This window comes from Pirellulimonas nuda (assembly GCF_007750855.1).
Classification (GTDB): domain Bacteria; phylum Planctomycetota; class Planctomycetia; order Pirellulales; family Lacipirellulaceae; genus Pirellulimonas; species Pirellulimonas nuda.
In genome coordinates, this window is sequence record NZ_CP036291.1 from 5,654,473 (window position 1) to 5,671,436 (window position 16,964).

The 16,964-nt window shown below is 64.1% G+C and carries 10 protein-coding genes; 2 read left to right on the forward strand and 8 right to left on the reverse strand.

All coding sequences use genetic code 11. The features are described 5' to 3' along the window. Positions 1-77: 77 nt before the first annotated feature. Positions 78-1,202 carry a hypothetical protein gene (locus Pla175_RS21970; RefSeq protein WP_231954011.1) on the reverse strand — a complete coding sequence of 375 codons (1,125 nt, stop codon included), beginning with the start codon at positions 1,200-1,202 and terminating at the stop codon, positions 78-80. A 445-nt stretch (positions 1,203-1,647) separates the two neighbouring features. Between Pla175_RS21970 and Pla175_RS21975 the strand changes: the two genes are divergently transcribed. Next, entirely contained in the window at positions 1,648-3,795 is a 2,148-nt protein-coding gene (locus Pla175_RS21975) for a glutamine synthetase III family protein (protein WP_391527870.1), read from the forward strand. A 147-nt stretch (positions 3,796-3,942) separates the two neighbouring features. Here Pla175_RS21975 and Pla175_RS21980 read toward each other — a convergent pair whose 3' ends face one another. From Pla175_RS21980 to cimA, 6 genes are all read right to left on the reverse strand, one after another. Then, on the reverse strand, positions 3,943-4,764 hold the full coding sequence (locus tag Pla175_RS21980; RefSeq protein ID WP_145290733.1) for a hypothetical protein: 822 nt from the start codon (positions 4,762-4,764) through the stop codon (positions 3,943-3,945). 52 nt (positions 4,765-4,816) lie between these two features. Further along, the gene (locus Pla175_RS21985; protein WP_145290736.1) at positions 4,817-5,227 is read right to left on the reverse strand and encodes a bifunctional nuclease family protein; all 411 of its coding nucleotides are present in this window, start codon (positions 5,225-5,227) and stop codon (positions 4,817-4,819) included. 187 nt (positions 5,228-5,414) lie between these two features. Beyond that, positions 5,415-6,293, reverse strand: coding sequence for a PP2C family protein-serine/threonine phosphatase (locus Pla175_RS21990; RefSeq protein ID WP_145290739.1), 879 nt, complete (start codon positions 6,291-6,293; stop codon positions 5,415-5,417). Then, positions 6,284-6,997 carry a protein kinase domain-containing protein gene (locus Pla175_RS21995; RefSeq protein ID WP_145290742.1) on the reverse strand — a complete coding sequence of 238 codons (714 nt, stop codon included), beginning with the start codon at positions 6,995-6,997 and terminating at the stop codon, positions 6,284-6,286. The genes Pla175_RS21990 and Pla175_RS21995 overlap by 10 nt, the downstream gene beginning before the upstream one ends. Before the next feature lie 266 nt (positions 6,998-7,263). Next, positions 7,264-10,380 (reverse strand): valine--tRNA ligase, encoded by a 3,117-nt coding sequence (locus Pla175_RS22000; protein WP_145290745.1) that lies wholly within the window; start codon positions 10,378-10,380, stop codon positions 7,264-7,266. A 101-nt stretch (positions 10,381-10,481) separates the two neighbouring features. Next, entirely contained in the window at positions 10,482-12,038 is a 1,557-nt protein-coding gene (gene cimA / locus Pla175_RS22005) for a citramalate synthase (protein ID WP_145290748.1), read from the reverse strand. Between the two features lie 316 nt (positions 12,039-12,354). On the opposite strand from cimA, the gene Pla175_RS22010 reads away from it, so the two are divergent. Further along, positions 12,355-13,956, forward strand: a complete 1,602-nt coding sequence (locus tag Pla175_RS22010; RefSeq protein ID WP_145290751.1) for an SPFH domain-containing protein — start codon at positions 12,355-12,357, stop codon at positions 13,954-13,956. A 109-nt stretch (positions 13,957-14,065) separates the two neighbouring features. On the opposite strand, the gene Pla175_RS22015 is transcribed toward Pla175_RS22010, so the two are convergent. After that, positions 14,066-16,885: a DNA translocase FtsK gene (locus Pla175_RS22015; RefSeq protein ID WP_145290756.1), complete on the reverse strand. Its 2,820-nt coding sequence runs from the start codon at positions 16,883-16,885 to the stop codon at positions 14,066-14,068. Positions 16,886-16,964: the final 79 nt, after the last annotated feature.

Genomic DNA, 16,964 nt, shown 5'->3' on the forward strand with positions numbered 1-16,964 from the left:
GCCTCCATGCATCAGCGGGCGGGACGGGGGGTGGGAAGACGCGCGGGCGGTGGTAAGAGAGTGCGTCTAGATAAACCCTATCGGCGCTCCGACCACCTTCTCACCACTTGCGTTTCTCCTCCTCCGCCACGCGCCGACAGCATCTCTAAGATGTGCTGGTGGCAGCAGAAGCGGATGAAATCATCGCTCCGCTCAAGATAGCTCTGCCAGCCGCCAAACCGTGCGTCGTCGCGGAAGCTCACGTAGTTGGCCAGCGCCGCGGTAAAGTCGGGATCGTTCCCCAGAAAGATCCGCGTATGCGTCATGACCGGACTATCCTGCGGCAGGCAAGCGGGACGGACGGGAGACGGAGGCGCCGGCGAGAATCCACGGGCGTCTGGCCACCCCACGGGCGCCATCCCTGCCGACGCAGCGATGGCGCGCTCGTCCAATGTGGGCGCGCCGACTTCTGGCTGGTAGCTGGTTTGCAGTGCGTCGGCCGAGGCCGGCTCTTTGCCCGGCATGGGCGACGCGTCCGCCGGCTGCCGCAGCGCATCGGGCCTCTGCGGCGCAAAGGGGTCGCTGGCGCCTGAGTCAAACCCCGGCGGACCCGTCGGCGCGGCCTGCGCGTCGACCGCTGCGCCGCTGGGCGTGTCGCATGAACAATCGGGGGTCTGCGTCGCCATCTGCTCGCGGGCCAGAGCCATCTCGGCCTCAAACACCAGCGCCGGCGGGATGTACTCTTCTTCTGGCGTGCCCCAAGGCAAACCGTATCCCGCGGGGATCGGGTGGAACCCTGGATTCGCGGCGTACCACTCGACACGGATTCCGCACCGCGGCGGATAGTAGGGTGAATAATCGGTAACCGAACCGATGACCACCGCATCGACGCCCAGCAACCCCGCCAGACGGCGTGCCTCGCTGGGGCCGTTCTGTGGGTCCGAGAGATTGATCGAGTTGCGGATGATGGTCTCTTCCACAACGCCCACTGGCACGACTTCGTAGCCGGGCACCGACTGCAGTTCGGCAAAGTAGGCGAGGGCGAACCGCTGCCCATCGACGGTCGGCGCGTCGCTCTGGTTGAAGAACGGGGCGATCGCCACCTTGCTCAGTTGCGGGAATGGGTTGTGGACCACCGGCTGGTAGCTCACCTCGGGCAGCACCAAGGTGCAGCCGACAAGCATCGGCGCAATCAGCAGCAGTGCTATCCTGTGGGTGCGCATTGGTCGATGAGGACGCCGAGCAGACCCCCCTGCTGGCAAAATAGCGGTAGTTCATATCGCCGTATCGGTTCTTCGGCATAATCGTTGCGATCGCTGAAACCGGAATCGGGATTGACCAAGAAAGGCCAAAATTGCACAGAATTCGCGCTGCAACTGCCACTCTTCTGGGCAATTCCTGTGGCCCTGACGCCGTCTGGGGGGCTATTCTGGCGACTTTTAAGCTGGCACAACACTTGCAATCGGCGGCAGCAAATAGGTAGGCCTCGGGGCGGTGCGGCAGTTTCTTCTGGCTGGCGTTCCCCCTGCGGTGGACGGCGGATGTTTTTCCTCACTCAAACGAATGGGCGGGCACATGGCGAGCAACGTAATGTCGGATAACGGCAAGGCCGCATCGGGCATCCCTACTAGCGGCGGGGTTTCAAACGCGGCGGGATCGTCGCCGCGCATGGCGGCGATCAATGCAGCAATTAATTACAAGCCGGCCGGGCCCCCGCTGAACTTCGCGGAGACCCCCACGCAGGACCTGTTCTGCGCCAACGTCTTCAGCAAGGCCGAGATGAAGAAGCGGCTCCCCAAGCCGATCTTCAAGGGTTTGATCCAAACCATTGAGGCGGGCGAGAAACTCGACCCCAACGTGGCGGACGTCGTCGCCTCGGCAATGAAGGACTGGGCGATCGAGAAGGGCGCTACCCACTATAGCCACGTCTTCTACCCGCTCACCGGCGGCACCGCCGAGAAGCACGACAGCTTTATGGCGCCCGCGGGCGACGGCACCGCGCTCACGGAGTTTGGCGGTAAGGAACTCATCCAGGGCGAGCCGGACGGCTCTAGCTTCCCCACCGGCGGCATCCGCCTAACGCACGAGGCGCGCGGCTACACCATCTGGGACGTGACCAGCGCCGCGTACATCCTGGAGAACCCCAACGGCACCACGCTGTGCATCCCGACGGCCTTCGTGTCGTGGACCGGCGAGGCGCTCGACAAGAAGACGCCCGTGCTGCGGAGCATGCAGGCGCTGAACCAGCAGGCCCAGCGTATCACTAAGCTATTCGGATACGACGAGGATGCGTTCATCGCCTCGACGGCCGGTCCTGAACAGGAATACTTCCTGATCGACAGAAATTTCTTCTTCGCTCGGCCCGACCTGCTAAACGCCGGCCGGACACTGTTTGGCGCCGCCCCCCCCAAGGGGCAGGAATTCGACGACCACTACTTCGGCGCCATCCCCGAACGCGTGCTGGCATGCATGCTGGAGGTGGAGCGCGAGCTCATCAAGCTCGGCGTCCCCATCAAGACCCGCCACAACGAGGTGGCGCCCGGGCAATACGAGATCGCCCCCATCTTTGAAACCGCCAACATCGCCACCGACCACCAGCAGCTCTGCATGCTGATGCTCAAGCGAGTTGCGGCTAAGTACGGCATGGAGTGCCTGACGCACGAAAAGCCGTTCGCCGGGGTGAACGGCTCTGGCAAGCACGTCAACTGGTCGCTGGGGAGCAGCGCCCACGGCAACCTGCTCGACCCGGGCGACACGCCGCACGACAACGCCAAGTTCCTGGTGTTCTGCGCGGCGGTGCTCCGTGCGGTTCACAGGCACCAAGGGCTGCTGCGGGCGGTAGTGGCGAGCGCCGGCAACGACCACCGGCTGGGCGCCAACGAGGCCCCGCCGGCGATCATTTCGGTCTTCCTGGGAGATCAGCTCACCGACGTCTTCGAGCAGATCAAGGCCGGCGGCGCCAAGAGCAGCAGGGCCCGCGGGACATTGGAAGTGGGTGTCGATACGCTGCCGCCGTTCCCCAAGGACGCCGGCGACCGCAACCGCACCAGCCCCTTCGCCTTCACCGGCAACCGCTTCGAGTTCCGGGCCGTGGGCTCGAACTTCTCGATCGCGGGCCCACTGGTGGCCATGAACACCATCGTGGCCGAGTCGCTCGATTACTGCGCCACCAAGCTGGAGAAGGCCACCGGGGGCGACTCCTCGAAGCTGAACAGCGCGGTGCAGGAGCTGCTCGCAGAGATCATGGGCGAATGCGAGCCCATCATCTTCAACGGCAACGGGTACTCCGACGAGTGGCACGCCGAGGCCGAGAAGCGCGGCTTGAGGAACCTCAAGGCCACACCCGACGCCCTTGAGGCTCTGCTAGAGCCGGGGGTGCGCGAACTGTTCTCCAAGTACCACGTGTTGAACGAACGCGAGCTGGAGAGCCGCTACGAGACGTACGTAGAGCAGTACTGCCTGACCGTGAAGGTAGAGGCGAACCTCACGAAGAAGATCGCCCGCACGATGATCTTCCCGGCCGCCATCCGCTACCAGAACGAGCTGGCCAGCACCTGTGCGAACCTGAAGATGCTGGGCTACGAGTTCGACACCGACACGCTCGACAAGGTGACCGAACTGGTCAAGGGCCTGCAGGACGGCACCGCGGCATTGGCCAAGGTGACCAAGGGGGGCTGCGAAGACATCCGCGGTTGCTACGAAGAAGTGCTGCCGGCGATGCTGAACGTCCGAAAGTACGCCGACGAGCTCGAGGCGATCGTCTCCGACGACCTCTGGCCGCTGCCGACCTACCAGGAAATGCTGTTCATTAAGTAGGGAAGCACGAGACTGGAGCTGTATCGAACGCCGCCGGCCGGCTGGGTATCCCCCAGCCGGCCGGTTTTTTGTAATAGCGAGTATTGACCGCAAGAGAGAGACGAAGGAACAGGACGTGAGTTTCGCGCAACCTGCGTTCGTTACTTGCTAGCTTCTCTGCGCCCCAGGTTGCCAGGGATCGGCGGCGATTCGCTGTGCGAGGTCACGGAAGGTAATTCCACTAGCCGCCCAGCAATCCAATCGCCAGAAGAACTCAGACCAAGCCAGCACGCCCGCGTACAACAACCAGATGGCCGCCCCAGAAACAACGAGCGACAGCGCGCCGTGGAATACTCCCAGGATCACCGCGGCAAACCCCGCGATCAGTAGTAACACCCCCACGTCTCCGGTAGGGTCGGAGAATGACCCGTGGGGGAGCGGGTCTCCGGGAAGGTCTCTACCGCTCACCCATGCCGCACGCCGTACAACCCGAGAGGCGGCAGAACGGCTAAGCACCCGCCGCAACGGGGTAGACGGGGCGACGCGGCGGCCCTGCAGCTCGGGCATCGAGCACAATCCATAAAACGCGCCGGCCGGTGCACAGCGGCGCCCCAGAACCGTCACGGGCTCGAAAGAAACGCCCGGCAGACGGCGCGCGATCGCCAGGGCGAGCCAGTTCACCGTCAGCTTCGGCGCGATACGCTCCTCCCAGTCGCGCCACGAATCGATGTTGTCGGCTCGGCTCTTTTTCCGTCGGGGAAGTTTGAGCAGCACCGACCACCGGTTCTCGCCCCAATCAAGCCCGAGGTGCTCGCCGAGCCCCACGAGGAACCAGAGTGGACATTCGCCATCGGCCTCAGAGGCTGCAACGTGATACTCGTAGACAGACGACAGCGGATCGAGCGTGGTGTCAGCGTCGCCGCACTCTCGAAAGTACGACTCAATGCCGCGGATGATCTGCTCCGGCGTGTAGCGGACCTTGCTAGCCATCAAGACCTCTCTAGCCATTGCGATTCTTTGCGGAGGGACTCTCTCCAGCTAGCTACGCCTGCTCGCGCATCACGTCGTTCAACACGTCTTCGGCCACGTAAATCGGCAACACCGGGTCGCAAGACACGGCCACCGCGATCGCGTCGGAGGGGCGGGCGTCTATCTCTACCAACTCGCCGTCTAGGCGTACCCGGAGCTTGGCGTAGTAGGTGTGGTCGCGTAGTTCGCTGATCACCACGTCGCGGAGCTCTCCCCCAAGCTGCTCGACGGCGCTGACCAACAGGTCGTGCGTTAGCGGGCGCGGGGTTTCTTCGTGTCGCACGCGGCGGGCGATGCTGTTCGCCTCGAACAGGCCGATGAGGATCGGGAAGGACCGATCCCCCTCGACCTCCTTCAGCCAGATCACCTGCTGATCGTTGATCTCGCTGATAATGATCCGCGACAACTCCATGACGACGGGCATGTCGGTAGTCCTCAGAAGCGATCGGTCTGAATACGCATTTCTGATTATAGCGGCTAGCACACCGCAAATGCATCAACCGGACGCGGCAAAACGTCTACTGGTGGCGGGATGAAGCTCCGCCCCACCTGCCGCCGAGCCACGCCTCGGTGCGGCACGGTCCGCGCCGAGGCGTGGCTCGGGGCTCTTGCTACTTGCCGTCTCCCCCATCCCCTGCGGGCCGAAAAACCGCGATGGTGAGGTCGTCCGGCTTGGACGGGGCGGGGCCGACTTCTGCTCTCATGCGATCGAGCGTGAGCCGGGCGACCGTTTCGACCGATTTGCCGATGGCGCCCTTGCGGAGCATCTCCACCACTTCATCGACCTGCAGGTTGTCCACGAGCCCGTCGCTGGCCACCAACAGCGTGTCGAACCGCGACAAAGTGACCGGGGCGCCGACCTCGATCCGCATGCCGGGCCGGCCGACGCAGTTGCTGATCAGGTGCCGGTCTTCGTGAGACATCGCATCGTTAGCGTCGAGGTAGCCTGCCTCGATGGCGTAGCCGACCGGCGAGTGGGCCACCGTCTCTAGTTTCCGCTTGCCCCGCTGCCCAAAGATCAACACCACCGAGTCGCCGACGTGAAAGGTGCGGGCAACCTGGTCTACGATTTCGGCCACCGCCAGCGTGGTTGCGCCACCTGTCCCCAGGGCAAAGATGGCGTCGTGCGCGCGTTCGATCCCATCCAGCAACGCGGCGCGGAGCGAGGGCTCGTCCGGCACCGCGATGGAGCGGACCGCTGCAACGAGCGTCTCGACCGCGATCCTCGAAGCGGCATCCCCCGACGCGTGCCCCCCGAGCCCGTCCGCAACGATCAGCACTAGCGCGCCGGGCCACGGCTCGATCGCGGCCGAGGAATCTTCGTTGGAGGTCTCCTTGGCGGGGCTCCGACACGAGAAGAGCGCCGCCTGCCCGGTCTTGGATCCGAGCACGCAGGGTCGGTCCATGCGTGCGTCGATCAACTCTACGGACCGCGGCGCCGTGTCCCCCTGCCAGGCCTGAACGAGCAGCGCGTCTTGCGTTACGTCCATTCCATGGTTTCCAGGTAGTGCCGGAGCTGCCCCGCGGTGCGGAACTGCTCCAGGATAAGGGACCGCTTCAGGCCGCGGCAGATCCGCTTCACAGGCGGCGGCTGGCGGGAGTAGAACTTTTGCCCCCCGATGGCGTCGTAGAAGAGGCGGATCAGATCGCAAACGTCTGTGTGGATATCGGCCGACGTCGTCGGCCCGTGGCGGTACATGTCCAGCAGCTTCAAGTCGAACGAGATGCCCACGCGCCGAACGATAATATTGCCGGAGTGCAGGTCGCCGTGGTAGTCCTTGGCGTCGTGCACCGCCTCCATTCCAGACGCTAATGCGTGTAACAGGTGCAGCCCCTGGAAGGCGCCGATCCGTTTGCCGGGTTGCCGGCTGAGGAACTTGTCCAGCGTCTCCCCCTCGACAAATTCCGACACCAAGTAGACGACCTTCTTCCCCTCCCACTCGATCACGTCGCTGGTGTGGTACTGGATGACGATCGGGCAGTTCCGCAGCTTGTGAAGCTTGCGGGCGTAGAACCGCGAGGTCTTTCCGCCAGGGTTGCGGATAGGGTAGAAGAACTTGCCGGCCCGTTCGATGCCGGCGCCCAGTTCCAGCAGCTTGTAGACCTCTCCCTCCCAGCCGCGGCCGAGCCGTTCGACCACCTCGTAGCGCTCGCCAATGACGTCGCCGGGTTCGAAATCAAAGGTGTCGGGCAAGGGAGCAGACGCGGGATTCGGGGTTCGGCTAACCACAGAGCCACAGAGGGCACGGAGACATCAAGAGACGGACAGAGAAAAAATTTCTCGCAGAGGCGCGGAGACGCAGAGGATGGATGGGGGCGAAATCTTGGGTCATTCGACGCGTGCCGCAAGGAACTTCAATCAATCGCTGGAATCGTCCTCCGCACAGCTTCGTCTCTGCGCCTCTGCGAGAGGTCTTCCCGTCTGTCTCTGTGCCCTCCGCGACTCTGTGGTTATCTTCGCTACCCCTTTAGCTTAGCTTGTGCCGCCTCGATCGCATCTAGCTGCCCGCGGACTTCGGCCATTTTATCGCGCTGCTGCTGGACCACCTCGGCGGGGGCGCCCGCGACGAATTTCTCGTTCGCCAGTTTGGCCTCGATCCCCTTGAGAAAACCGGCCAGTTTCTGCTGTTCTTTGTCCAGTCGCTCCCGTTCGGCCCCGACGTCGATGAACCGGGCGATATCGACGTACACCTCCAGCCCCGGGAGGGTTTTGCTGGCCGACACGCTGGGCGCCTCGGCATCTGGGCCGAACGTCGTGCCGGTCGCCCGGGCCATCTGGGTGAAATAGGGCTGCATCGGCTCAAGCAGCTTCGCGGAGGCGGCGTCGCAGCGGACCGCGAATTCCACCGGCTCTTTGTTGGGGATGTTCTGCCCCTGCCGGGCCTCGCGCACCGCGCCCAAGACCGCCTGGAACACCGCGAATTGCTGCTCGATTGTTGGGTCGATGTGCTCGGCGTCGACTGTAGGCCAGGAGGCCACACAAACCGACTCACCCGCTTGGGCCGGGGAAGTTAAACCCCGGAGCGGAGCGGCTTCGCCCAGCAGCCCCCAAACCTCCTCGGTCAGGAACGGCATCATCGGGTGCAGCAGCCGCAGCAGGGCGTCGAGCGTGTGCGCCAATACGCGTTGGGCGACCGGCTTTTGAGCGTCGTCTGCGAACCTGGCCTTGGTCATCTCCAGGTAGAAACTACAGAAGTCGTTCCAGGCGAAGTCGTACAGCGCCCGGGCCGCGTCTGCGAAGCGGAACGCTTCCAGCGCCTCGCTCACTTCGCCGGTGACGGCCGCCAGCCGGCTCAGCAGCCAGCGGTCCTCGACCAGAAGCTCCAACGGCTTCACCGGCGCCGGCTTGTAGCCTTCTAGGTTGATCAGCGCGAACCGGCTCGCGTTCCACAGCTTTGTGGCGAAGTTCCGGCCCAGCTCGAACCGCTCGCTGGTCACGGCCCCCCGCGGCAGCGCGGTGTCGGCCGGCTTCTCTGCCCACTGCGTGCTGAACTCCTCGTGGCACTTCGGGCACTCAACCCGGGGCAGCACGCGGTTCTTCTTGGTCTGGGGGATCGCCGCCTCGCAGTGGGGGCAGACAAACTCCACCGGCAAACGCACGTCCTGCGTCTCGGTAGTCAAGTACGCCAGCCCGAACCGCAGCGCATCGGCGCCGAAGCGCTCGATCACGTCGAGCGGGTCGACCCCGTTGCCCTTCGACTTGGACATCGTCTCGCCGAAGCCGTCGAGGATCTTGGGGTGGATGTAGACCTGCGGGAAGGGGACCTTGCCGGTGTTGTAGAGCCCCATCAACACCATCCGCGCCACCCACAGCGTGATGATGTCGCGCGAGGTGATGAGCACGCTGGTGGGGTAGAAGGCTTCGAGCTCCGGCGTGTCGTCCGGCCAGCCGAGGGTTGAGTGGGGCCAGAGAGCGGAGGAGAACCAGGTGTCGAGGACGTCGTCTTCGCGATTGAATCCCAGTTCTTCTAGTGCACTGGTAACACTACGCGCTTCAATGCTGTGGTAATCATCGCTTGTCGCGACAAGGGCCGTCTCACCAACAACTTGAATTGAAATCGGCACCGTCGGATGGCGCTCACCGATCATCTGCACATTTAGTTCAACCCCTTCCCATTCAAGAGAATAGCTTTCACGAGAAACCTTCCACACCGGTATCCGGTGCCCCCACCACAACTGCCGACCAACCGGCCAGTCGCGTTTCTCGCTCAGCCAATCTAGATAGGTCTTCCCGTAACGCTCCGGCGTGATCTTCACCCGCCCGTCCGTTACCGCGTCCATCGCGGACTGGGCCAGCTCGTCCATCTTGATGAACCACTGGTCCGCCAAGTACGGCTCGATCGGCGTCTTGCTGCGGTCGCTGTGGGCGAGGTCAATCAAGCGGTCTTCGACGCCGGCCTCCGGGTCGTGCAGCCCGAGCGCTTCGAGGTCGGCGACGACCGCCTTGCGGGCGTCTTTCATCGTCAGCCCGCGGTACTTCTCCGGAACGCTGTCGTTGAGCGTGCCGTCGGTAAGCAGGATGTTCACCGCGCCGATCGCGGCGTGCCGCTGGCCGACCTCGTAGTCGTTCGGGTCGTGCGCGGGTGTAATCTTCACGCACCCGGAGCCGAGCTCCGGCTTGGCCCATTCGTCCAGGATCAGCGGGATCTTGCGGTCCGTGAGGGGCAGCTCCAGCATCACGCCGCGGGCGGCCATGTCGCGCAGCTTCAGCAGCAACGGCAGGTGCGATTTGCGGCGATCGACGATCGCCTTGAGATGCGTTTCGATCGGCGCCTTCTCCTTAACGGGCGCCGCGGCGAGCTTTTCCTTCAACTCCGCCTCGACCGCGTCGAGCGCCTTCGCGGGGTCGGGATGCACCGCGACCGCCGTGTCGCCCAACATCGTTTCTGGGCGCGTGGTAGCGATCTCGACGTGCGTCGGCTCGCCCGGCTTGGCGTCGATCACCGGGTAGCGGAACCGCCAGAAGAAGCCCTTGGTCTCTTCGTGAAACACCTCGTCGTCGCTGACCGCGGTCTGCAAGAACGTGTCCCAGTTCACCAGCCTCTTGCCGCGGTAGACCTTGCCGTCCGCAAACAGCTTAAAGAAGGTCTCGCGGACCGCGCGGGCGCACTGGTCATCCAGCGTAAAGCGGACCCGCTGCCAGTCGCAGGAACAGCCAAGCTGCTTGAGCTGCCCGATGATGCGCGCTTCGTACTGCTCTTTCCACTTCCAGATCCGCTCTACCAGCCCCTCCCGCCCCAAGTCGTGCCGGCTGAGTTTTTCCTCTGCCAACAGCCGCCTTTCGACGACGGCCTGCGTGGCGATCCCGGCGTGGTCGGTCCCCGGCTGCCAGAGGACGTTGAACCCCTGCATCCGCTTCATGCGGCACAGCACGTCTTGCAGCGTGTTGTTGAGCGCATGCCCCAGGTGGAGCGCCCCGGTCACGTTGGGCGGCGGGATAACAATCGAAAACGGCGGCTTCTTCGATTTGGGGTCGGGATGGAAGTACCCACGCTCTTCCCAGAACGCGTACCACTTGGTCTGCGCAGCGGTATGGTCGTACTGTGCGGGTAGCGCTTTAAAATCAGTAGTGGGCATAGACTCTGCTCAAAAAAACCTGCGTCTCCGCGCCTCTGCGAGAGACGTACTTGACTCTCGCAGCGGCGCGGAGACGCAGAGAAAAGGATTCAAACCATTAATCAGCTCTTACACAGCTTGTACTCGATACTATCCACCAGCGCATCCCAGCTCGCCTGGATGACGTTCTCATCCACCCCCACGGTCCCCCAGACTTCGCCGTCGCTGTCGCGGCTTTCAATCACCACGCGGACGCTGGCCGCGGTGGCGGCTTCGCTGTTGATCACACGCACCTTGTAGTCCACCAAGTGCATCTGAGCGAGCTGCGGAAAGTGGTCGGCGAGCGCCTTGCGGAGCGCCGCGTCGAGCGCATTCACCGGGCCGTCTCCCTCGGCGACCTCGTGGCGCACTTGCTCGCCGATGCGAAGCTTTACCGACGCCTCGGTCACGGCGCCGGCGCCTCGGCTCTCAACGATCGTGTGAAACTTTTCTAGCTCGAAGTGGGGCGTGTACGACCCCGCCAGCTTCTGCACCAGGAGCGAGAACGACGCCTCGGCCGCTTCATACTGATAGCCGCGGTTCTCGCGGTCGACCACGTCGCGCAGCACACGGTCCATCAGCGTCTTGTCTTCGGCCAGGTTCATCTTCGTCGCCAAAGCGATGATATTGCTTCGCCCCGACAGCTCGCTCACCAGCACACGGCGGGTATTGCCGACGCTCTCGGGGGGAATGTGCTCGTAGCTCTCGGCCACGCGGTTGATGGCATGGACATGCATGCCCCCTTTGTGGGCGAACGCGCTGGCGCCGACGAAGGGCTGGTTACTGCGGAAGTGCATGTTGCCCACCTCGTAGACGTAGCGCGACAGCTCGGTCAGCCGTGCGGCCGCGGCGCCACCGAGCACCTGGTAGCCCTGCTTCTTGAGGCCCAGGTTGGCCATCACACTGATCAGGTCGGCGTTGCCGCACCGCTCGCCCAAGCCGTTGATGGTCCCCTGCACCTGAACGGCGCCGGCGTCGATAGACGCCAGCGCGTTGGCGATGGCCAGCTCGCAGTCGTTGTGCGTGTGGATGCCGAGGGGGACGTCGATCGTCTTGGCGGCGGCGCGGGTCAGCTCGGCGACCTCTTCGGGCATGCTCCCACCGTTGGTGTCGCACATTACTACGCGTAAGGCGCCCGCCTCGGCGGCCGCTTGGATGGTTAGGGCCGCGTACTCCGGATTCGCCTTCCACCCGTCGAAGAAGTGTTCTGCGTCGTAAATCACTTCACGCCCCAGACCGACGAAGTAGGCCACCGTGTCGCGGATCATCGCCAGGTTCTCTTCGTTCGAAACCCGCAACACCTCGGCGACGTGGAAGTCGCTGGTCTTGCCGACGATGGTGACGACCGCCGCTTGAGACTCGACCAACGCCTTCATGCCAGGATCGTCTTTGCACTCCATCCCACGCCGACGGGTCATGCCGAATGCGCACACCTTGGAGTGCTTCAGGGGTTGCTCCGCCAGCCGCTGAAAGAACTCGGCATCCTTGGGGTTCGATAGGGGGTACCCCCCCTCGATGTAGTCGATGCCAAACGCGTCCAGCCGGCGGGCGATGGCCACCTTGTCGTCGAGGGAGAAATTGACCCCCTCGCCCTGGGCGCCGTCTCGGAGCGTGGTGTCGTAGATTTCAATGCTGCGCATCGGGAATTGGGGGCTGGGGCTGGCGGAATACGGGCTCCTGGAGCGGCGGACGGCCGCCCGCCGAGCGACCCTCTATCCCGCCCTCAATACTAGATTTTCCGAGTCCACTACCATAACCGTTACCAGCGACTTCCGGCAGCGGGAACGGCCCGCCCGCAGTAGCGGCGGCAAGATTCTCGACCGTGGGGCGAATGGCTTGCAAGGGCGTTGCCGCCGCAGGCCCTAGAATCAAGGTAGGCTACCGGAAGACCGGTTTGCCCCTGGGCGGGTTCGTCCTGCCACAAGATCGTCGAACTCCAACGCAAAGAATCTCCCCATGTCTGGCATGTTCCTGCTTATCGGCGTCGCGCTGGCGGTGTTTATCGTCGCCGGCGCTGCCCAATCGAAGCGGTTCGAGCTGCGAATCGCTGGACTTGCGGTCGCGATCGTCGTGCTCGGGCTCGGCTTTGTGCTCTCTTCGTTCCGCGTGGTCGACGAAGACAAGGTCGGGCTCGTGAACAAGCGGATCGGGTTCAGCCAGCTCCCGCCGGGCAAGATCATCGCCACCGATGGGGAGAAGGGCCCGCAGGCTAGCGTGCTCCCCCCGGGCTGGCACCCCTGGTACTGGCCGGGCGTGTACGACATCGAGTACGGCGACGTGGTGCAGATTCCCGCTGGCACCGTTGGCCTGCTGAACGCCCGCGACGGCCAGCCGCTGCCCACCGACATGACCTACGCGCCGGAGTGGGTTGTCGAGGAAGAGGGTCAGATGGCCCAGGACGCCGAGTATTTTCTCACCGAAGGGGGCGGCTACAAGGGGCCACAAACCACGGTGCTCAAACCCGGGTCTTACCGCGTCAACACGAAGCTGTTTCAGATAACCGAGGCGCCGATTGTGACGATCAAGAAGGCGACGGTTGGCGTCGTAAAGTCGAACGTCGGCGAGCGCCCCGCCGCCGCAGTCGACGGCGACGGCCGAGCCGAAGGGCGGCTGGGGCGGCTCGTGGCCCGCGGCGAGCGCGGCATCTGGCGCGACCCGCTCAAGCCGGGGCAGTACTATCTGAACACCGACGCCTACGAGATCACGATGGTCTCCACCCAGAAGCAGGTGGTGCGCTACACCGACGCCAATGTGGCGCAGTCGGGCGAGCGCGAAGAGAGCGAGATCATCGTCCGCACGTCCGACGGGTTCACCTTCCCGGTCGACGTCCGCGTCGAGTTCGAGATCGAGCCAGACAACGCTCCGCTGCTGGTGGCGACGGTTAGCGACGACCAGGTCGGGCTGCGGAGCGTGATGAACTCGGCGGTGCGGGCGATTTTCCGCAACAACGCCGAAGGGGTTAAGGCGCTCGACTACGTCCAGCAACGCTCGCTACAAGAATCGCAATCGCTGAAGATGCTGCAGGAAGAAATGGCCAAGATCGGCGCCACCGTTACGGCCGTGCGGATCGGAGATGTTGGAAATGAAGAGACGCTCGGGCTGCTGCTTAAGACGCAGACCGACCGCGAGATCGCTCTGCAAGAGCAGGAGACCTTTCAGGAACAGCAACGCGCTTTCGAACAAAAGAAGGAACTGACTCGCACCGAACAGGAAGCCGAGGAAGAAAAGAAGCTGGCGACCGCCCGCTACAGCGTGCAGATCTCCGAGGCCGAGAAGGAGCGGAAGATCATCGAGGCGGGCGCCGAGGCCCAGAGCGTGCAGATCAAGGCCGAAGCCCAGGCGAACGCCTATCAGCTCATCGCCGAGCAGATTGGCAAGGGGAACGCCGCCCTAGTTGAGGTGCTGAAGATCGTGGGCGAGAACCAGATCAGCGTCACGCCGCGCGTAATGGTCGTCGGGGGCGAGGGGGGCGGGGCGAAGGACGCACAGACCACGGCCCTGATCGGCACGATGCTCGACAGCATGATGAGGCAGGCGCCCGAGGAAGACGGAGAGTAGAAAACGCGGCGGTTCCGGCGGCTAGCGCCGCCGGAACCGCCTGCCTGTCTACAGATCGTCCACGGGAGTTCTCGGAGGGGTATCGCCCTCCGCTCAAAGACCGCCTTGGTCACGCACTGTTAGCGAGCGGTTCCTCGTCGTCCTCTTCCTCCTCGTCGTCTTCTTCGTCATCATCCTCCCACGCTTCTTCTTCCTCGTCGTCTTCCCACGGCTCTTCTTCTACCTCGGCTTCTTCCTCTTCTTCCTCTTCTTCCCACTCGTCGGAATCCTCTTCCTCTACTTCTGCTTCGGCTTCGTCCTCTTCCGCTTCCTCGTCCCAATCGGCTTCGTCTTCGCTCTCCTCGCCGAGTTCGTCGTCGGCTTCCTCCGCAGGCTCGGTCTCTGGGACGATCTTGTTCCGCTTCGCCATCGCCTGTGGCGGCGACGCTACGGCCGGCGCCTCGGCCGCTTCGCCGCTTGATCCCGCCGTCATCGCCTCCCATTCTTCGATTGAGATCGCTACTTCACGCGCCTGCGAGCCGTTGTACTGCCCAACGATCTTGTCTTCGGCCATAAAGTCGATCAGCCGCGCCGCACGCCCATAGCCGATCCCCAGGCAACGCTGCAGCAGCGATACGCTCCCCCGGCCCTCGCGCACCACGATATCGACGGCGGCCTCGTACAGCTCGTCGCGCTTCTTGAAGCCCCCGGGGATGCCCTGCCCTTCTTCCTCTTCTTCTTCCTTGGTCTTGAGCTGCATCAGCTCGCTGGCGAACCGCTGGTCGTCTGTCCCGACTCCGACGAAGTCGACCACCTTGGTGATCTCATCGTCGGAAAGGTAGGTCCCCTGCCCACGCAACAGCATGCTGGTGCCTGGAGAAAGGAACAGCATGTCGCCGTTGCCCAGCAGCTTGTCGGCGCCCATCTCGTCGAGCACCACGCGGCTGTCGGTGCGGCTCGCGACCTGGAACGCGATCCGCGCCGGCAGGTTGCTCTTGATCAGGCCGGTGATGACGTCGACCGTCGGCTTCTGCGTGGCGAGGATCAGGTGGATACCGACCGCACGGCTCTTCTGCGCCAAGCGGATGATGTGCTGCTCGACGTCTTTGCCGGCGGTCATCATCAGGTCGGCGATCTCGTCGGCCACGATCACGATGAACGGCAGATACCGCGGCACCAGGCCCCACTCTTCTTCGCCCTCGGGCTGGATGCGCTCGCGCAGCTCCTCCTCGGAGAGCTGGTTGTAGACGCTAATGTGCCGCACGCCGGCCCGGGCCAGCAGGGCGTAACGCTCCTCCATCTTGTCGACACCCCAGGCCAAGATCGCCTCGGCCTTCTTCATGTCGGTCACCACCGGGTGCATCAGGTGGGGCAGCTTGCGGTAGCCAGAGAGCTCGACCATCTTCGGATCGATCATCAGCATCCGCACCTCGTCGGGGGTGCGGCTCATGAGGATCGACAGGATAATGGTGTTTAAGCAGACCGACTTACCGGTGCCGGTCCGCCCCGCGATCAGCAGGTGGGGCAGCGCCGCCAAGTCGACTACCATCGGGTTGCCGGCAACGTCCTTGCCCAGGTAGATGGGGATCTTCATCCGCTTGGCGCGTCCATCGGTCTCTTCGATCACCTCGCGCAGCCGCACGAGCTGGCGGTGCTCGTTGGGGACCTCGATGCCGACGGTGTTCTTGCCGGGGATCGGCGCGACGATGCGCACGCTTGGGACCCGCAGCGCAATCGCCAGGTCGTCCGAAAGCCCGGTGATCTTCGACAGCCGCAGGCCCGCCTCGAGCTCTACCTCATACTGGGCGATGACCGGGCCGGTCTCGATCTCAACCACCTTCACATTGAACCCGAAGCTCTTGAACGTCTTCTCCAGCACCTTCGCCTTGCGGCGGACCTCCTTTTCGTGCTCGTCGTAGCAGACGTCGTCGGCCGGCAGCAGCAGGTCGAGGGGCGGCAGCTCGTAATCCATGTCGAGGGCGCCGTCCTGATCGGCGGCGTCGAGCTGATCGATGATCTCCTCCCGCTCGGATTTCTTCTTGTCGTTGGGGTTCTTCACTCGCAGGGCCGAGGTCAGTTTCTCCCGCAACGATGCGGCGCTGGCGCCGGCCACCGCGACGGCCTCGGCGGCCGCAGCGGCGGGGGCGGTCGAAGTCGGCGTCTTTACACTAATGGCGATCTCGCCATCCTCCTCGTCCTCGTCCTCTTCATCTTCATCTTCTTCCTCATACTCGGACTCGTCGTCATCTTCTTCCTCGGCGTCGGCTTCTTCATCAAGCTCTTCCTCTTCGTCCTCTTCATCGCCCTTCGCCGCCGAATGGTAGCCGTCCAGATCGGTCCGCTTGTAGCTCAAGCGACGGGCAGCGGCGCCGCCGATAGCGCCCACGCGGGCCAGCCCCTGCGTGGAGACGGCCGTCGCCGCCGCGGTGGCGACCGCCGCCGCGCGGAACACAAAGTAGTCGGTGCACAGCAGTAGCCCGGCCGCCAGCACGCTCAGCGCGAAGATCACCGCGCCGGTCGCCGCGAAGTTCGACTCCAGCCACGCCCGCCCCATCGCTCCCAGGAACCCGCCGGCGCCGACAACCGGCCCCGGCGACCATCCCGAGAAGGCGATCGAGGCCAACGTGCAGCCGCCGAGCATCGACAATCCCCAGCCGAACGCGCGAACCGCCGGCTGATCGATGGGGCGCCTGGCGATCACGAGCCCGGTGACCCCCAACAGCGAGACCGCCGCAAAGTACGCGCCGACACCCAGCATGCTGAACATCCCGTGCGCCGCCATGGCGCCCACGCGGCCCCCCGCGTTCTGCACCTCGGTGGGCGAGGGCCAGGCGAGCGTGCTGGGGGGGTCGTAGCGGTCGTACGTGCCTAGCGACACGCACACAAACAACGACAACGCCGCTAGGGCGATCGCGAGCAGATCGAATTTAGCGGTACGGAGATCGGGCATCTTCGGCACGTACGTGGGAGATGGCGCGCGGAGCATCCGCTATCGAACTGGTTCGGCCCCTGCTAGCTCACCGGATGAG

What these genes read in the sequence shown, in the direction of transcription:
- Pla175_RS22010 (WP_145290751.1), top strand. Translation starts at nt 12,355, where the DNA reads ATGTCTGGCATGTTCCTGCTTATCGGCGTCGCGCTGGCGGTGTTTATC.
- Pla175_RS21975 (WP_391527870.1), top strand. Translation starts at nt 1,648, where the DNA reads ATGGCGGCGATCAATGCAGCAATTAATTACAAGCCGGCCGGGCCCCCG.
- Pla175_RS22000 (WP_145290745.1), bottom strand. Translation starts at nt 10,380, where the DNA reads ATGCCCACTACTGATTTTAAAGCGCTACCCGCACAGTACGACCATACC.
- Pla175_RS22015 (WP_145290756.1), bottom strand. Translation starts at nt 16,885, where the DNA reads ATGCCCGATCTCCGTACCGCTAAATTCGATCTGCTCGCGATCGCCCTA.
- Pla175_RS21970 (WP_231954011.1), bottom strand. Translation starts at nt 1,202, where the DNA reads ATGCGCACCCACAGGATAGCACTGCTGCTGATTGCGCCGATGCTTGTC.
- Pla175_RS21985 (WP_145290736.1), bottom strand. Translation starts at nt 5,227, where the DNA reads ATGCCCGTCGTCATGGAGTTGTCGCGGATCATTATCAGCGAGATCAAC.
- cimA (WP_145290748.1), bottom strand. Translation starts at nt 12,038, where the DNA reads ATGCGCAGCATTGAAATCTACGACACCACGCTCCGAGACGGCGCCCAG.
- Pla175_RS21980 (WP_145290733.1), bottom strand. Translation starts at nt 4,764, where the DNA reads ATGGCTAGCAAGGTCCGCTACACGCCGGAGCAGATCATCCGCGGCATT.
- Pla175_RS21990 (WP_145290739.1), bottom strand. Translation starts at nt 6,293, where the DNA reads ATGGACGTAACGCAAGACGCGCTGCTCGTTCAGGCCTGGCAGGGGGAC.